Annotated in this window: 1 CRISPR repeat array. The window is 65.0% G+C overall.

Annotated elements, in window-relative coordinates:
• Position 1: 1 nt before the first annotated feature.
• Positions 2-3,200: direct repeats of the CRISPR family, unit length 36 nt; unit sequence AGGCTAGCCGTTCAGAGATCGGGGGCCAACCGCAAC.
• Between the last annotated feature and the right edge of the window lie 202 nt (positions 3,201-3,402).

Below are 3,402 nucleotides of genomic sequence, written 5' to 3'. Positions count from 1 at the left end.
CAGGCTAGCCGTTCAGAGATCGGGGGCCAACCGCAACTTGAAGGTCTCCATCATGCGCTGTGCGGACAGGCTAGCCGTTCAGAGATCGGGGGCCAACCGCAACCGAGGATCGGGAGGACCATCATCTGTTGCTAGGCTAGCCGTTCAGAGATCGGGGGCCAACCGCAACTGTCAGCCAGCCGGCCCCTCGCGCGCGAAAAGGCTAGCCGTTCAGAGATCGGGGGCCAACCGCAACTCGGCCGCCGCCTTCGTGATGGCGTCGAACAGGCTAGCCGTTCAGAGATCGGGGGCCAACCGCAACCCCCTCGGGGGGCCGGGGTGGCGCCCCCCTAGGCTAGCCGTTCAGAGATCGGGGGCCAACCGCAACTTGGATCACTCGCTGGAGGCATTGCTTCGAAGGCTAGCCGTTCAGAGATCGGGGGCCAACCGCAACGCATCTCCTGCATCCGCTTACGAACGCGCCAGGCTAGCCGTTCAGAGATCGGGGGCCAACCGCAACTCGTTCCTGTTCGGGCACATACACACGGGAAGGCTAGCCGTTCAGAGATCGGGGGCCAACCGCAACTCAACTGCCGCTGATAGGCTTCGCGGCTGAAGGCTAGCCGTTCAGAGATCGGGGGCCAACCGCAACCTGGATTAGGCAGGGGGCGCGCATGAATCCAGGCTAGCCGTTCAGAGATCGGGGGCCAACCGCAACGCGCGCCAGGGCCTCGCCATAGTCCAGGTCAGGCTAGCCGTTCAGAGATCGGGGGCCAACCGCAACGATAACGACGCCGTGCTGGCCAAGCTCGCCAGGCTAGCCGTTCAGAGATCGGGGGCCAACCGCAACGCTGGTCTTCGAGACCGATCAGGCCTTCCAAGGCTAGCCGTTCAGAGATCGGGGGCCAACCGCAACAGGTGCGGCCCTCTGCCCGAACTCGCCGAGAGGCTAGCCGTTCAGAGATCGGGGGCCAACCGCAACCCGGTCAGCTTCGCCGCGGCGAAGTCGCTGAGGCTAGCCGTTCAGAGATCGGGGGCCAACCGCAACAGCCCTGGAGCGCGATGTTGTAGCCCACGAAGGCTAGCCGTTCAGAGATCGGGGGCCAACCGCAACCGTTTCGGGACCGACCTCAACCCGGTCCTGAGGCTAGCCGTTCAGAGATCGGGGGCCAACCGCAACTCTTGCTAGGTGGTGGAGCATGGCGCCTTAAGGCTAGCCGTTCAGAGATCGGGGGCCAACCGCAACGGCCAGGGCCGCGGCCTGCATCTGCTGGGGAGGCTAGCCGTTCAGAGATCGGGGGCCAACCGCAACAAGCCCTTCATGCCGTCGATGAACAGGGCGAGGCTAGCCGTTCAGAGATCGGGGGCCAACCGCAACTCAGACCCTCGATCTTGAAACGGGTCTTCAAGGCTAGCCGTTCAGAGATCGGGGGCCAACCGCAACCTAAGCACCGAGGAGGGGCAGGCCGAGTACAGGCTAGCCGTTCAGAGATCGGGGGCCAACCGCAACTCAGGCGAAGGGCCTTCCGGCCGTCGTCCTAGGCTAGCCGTTCAGAGATCGGGGGCCAACCGCAACCATGGCCCCGGGATGGGGAGGGCGGTAGCGAGGCTAGCCGTTCAGAGATCGGGGGCCAACCGCAACGCTCGTCGCCCAGCTCCATCTCCAGGAACAAGGCTAGCCGTTCAGAGATCGGGGGCCAACCGCAACACGACCGCCTCGCGGTCGGCGTCAGGATCGAGGCTAGCCGTTCAGAGATCGGGGGCCAACCGCAACAGGAAGCCCACGGATGAAATGTGGCGAGCGAGGCTAGCCGTTCAGAGATCGGGGGCCAACCGCAACGCATGGTCCGTTCGGCGATGGATGCGCAGCAGGCTAGCCGTTCAGAGATCGGGGGCCAACCGCAACGACCCCGATCCGCCGCCGCCGCCGGGTCCGAGGCTAGCCGTTCAGAGATCGGGGGCCAACCGCAACCCTACGTTGCGTGGGGATGCGCTGGAGGAAGGCTAGCCGTTCAGAGATCGGGGGCCAACCGCAACTCCATCGGCACGGGGAAGCGGCTCGCCATAAGGCTAGCCGTTCAGAGATCGGGGGCCAACCGCAACTCCGTCGTCTGGTAGCCCTCCACCGCCATCAGGCTAGCCGTTCAGAGATCGGGGGCCAACCGCAACACCTTAAGTCTCCACTAGGCTAAGATTGGCAGGCTAGCCGTTCAGAGATCGGGGGCCAACCGCAACGCCTTGTCCAGGACATCGAGGACCTGCTTAGGCTAGCCGTTCAGAGATCGGGGGCCAACCGCAACTATAGCGCTTGCCATAGGATACCGAGGAAAGGCTAGCCGTTCAGAGATCGGGGGCCAACCGCAACGTGGGCGAGATCATCATGTTGTCGGTTGAAGGCTAGCCGTTCAGAGATCGGGGGCCAACCGCAACAGCTCCTGCTCTGGACCGGCGGAGGGCTGTAGGCTAGCCGTTCAGAGATCGGGGGCCAACCGCAACGCGCCAACGGAATACGAGATCGACTGGCCCAGGCTAGCCGTTCAGAGATCGGGGGCCAACCGCAACTCCCCCGCTCGCTTCCTGAGTTCCAGCGGCAGGCTAGCCGTTCAGAGATCGGGGGCCAACCGCAACCGCCGCCGGCGCTACCCCGCCCTGCTGATCAGGCTAGCCGTTCAGAGATCGGGGGCCAACCGCAACGGAAGGCGTTGACTCTCCGAGAGAGCCCTCAGGCTAGCCGTTCAGAGATCGGGGGCCAACCGCAACACAGGAGGAACAGGCGTGAGAGAGAAGGAAAGGCTAGCCGTTCAGAGATCGGGGGCCAACCGCAACGGCGACGCCACGGACGACTTCATCCTGGCCAGGCTAGCCGTTCAGAGATCGGGGGCCAACCGCAACCGCAAGCTCCCGTTCCTGATCGTCCAGGCCAGGCTAGCCGTTCAGAGATCGGGGGCCAACCGCAACTGACCACGGCAGGCATAAGCGCCGGCACGAGGCTAGCCGTTCAGAGATCGGGGGCCAACCGCAACAATCAGCAGAGCGAGGCCGGCGAGGACGAAAGGCTAGCCGTTCAGAGATCGGGGGCCAACCGCAACGGCGAGGAGGGGCTGACCGCGCTCTGGGTCAGGCTAGCCGTTCAGAGATCGGGGGCCAACCGCAACTGGCGGGGTGTTCGCATGACCGGCCCGATGAGGCTAGCCGTTCAGAGATCGGGGGCCAACCGCACGCTGCCCCTAGAACGTCGTCCGGAGCCCGACCGACATCACATAGCCCTTGCCCTCCACGTCGCCGCGCAGGCGGGTGGTCGTGGGTCGTGTCCCGGGACGTGGTGTAGCTGGGCGGTAGCGGAGCCGCTCGCGAAGCGCGCCTCCACAAGGCGCCGTAGCGAGTGAGCGGCGTAGCGGGGTGGTCATCCGCGATCTTCGGCTA

The organism is Phenylobacterium sp. (assembly GCF_046463815.1).
Lineage (GTDB): Bacteria > Pseudomonadota > Alphaproteobacteria > Caulobacterales > Caulobacteraceae > Phenylobacterium.
This window is presented reverse-complemented; position numbering and strand designations above follow the sequence as displayed.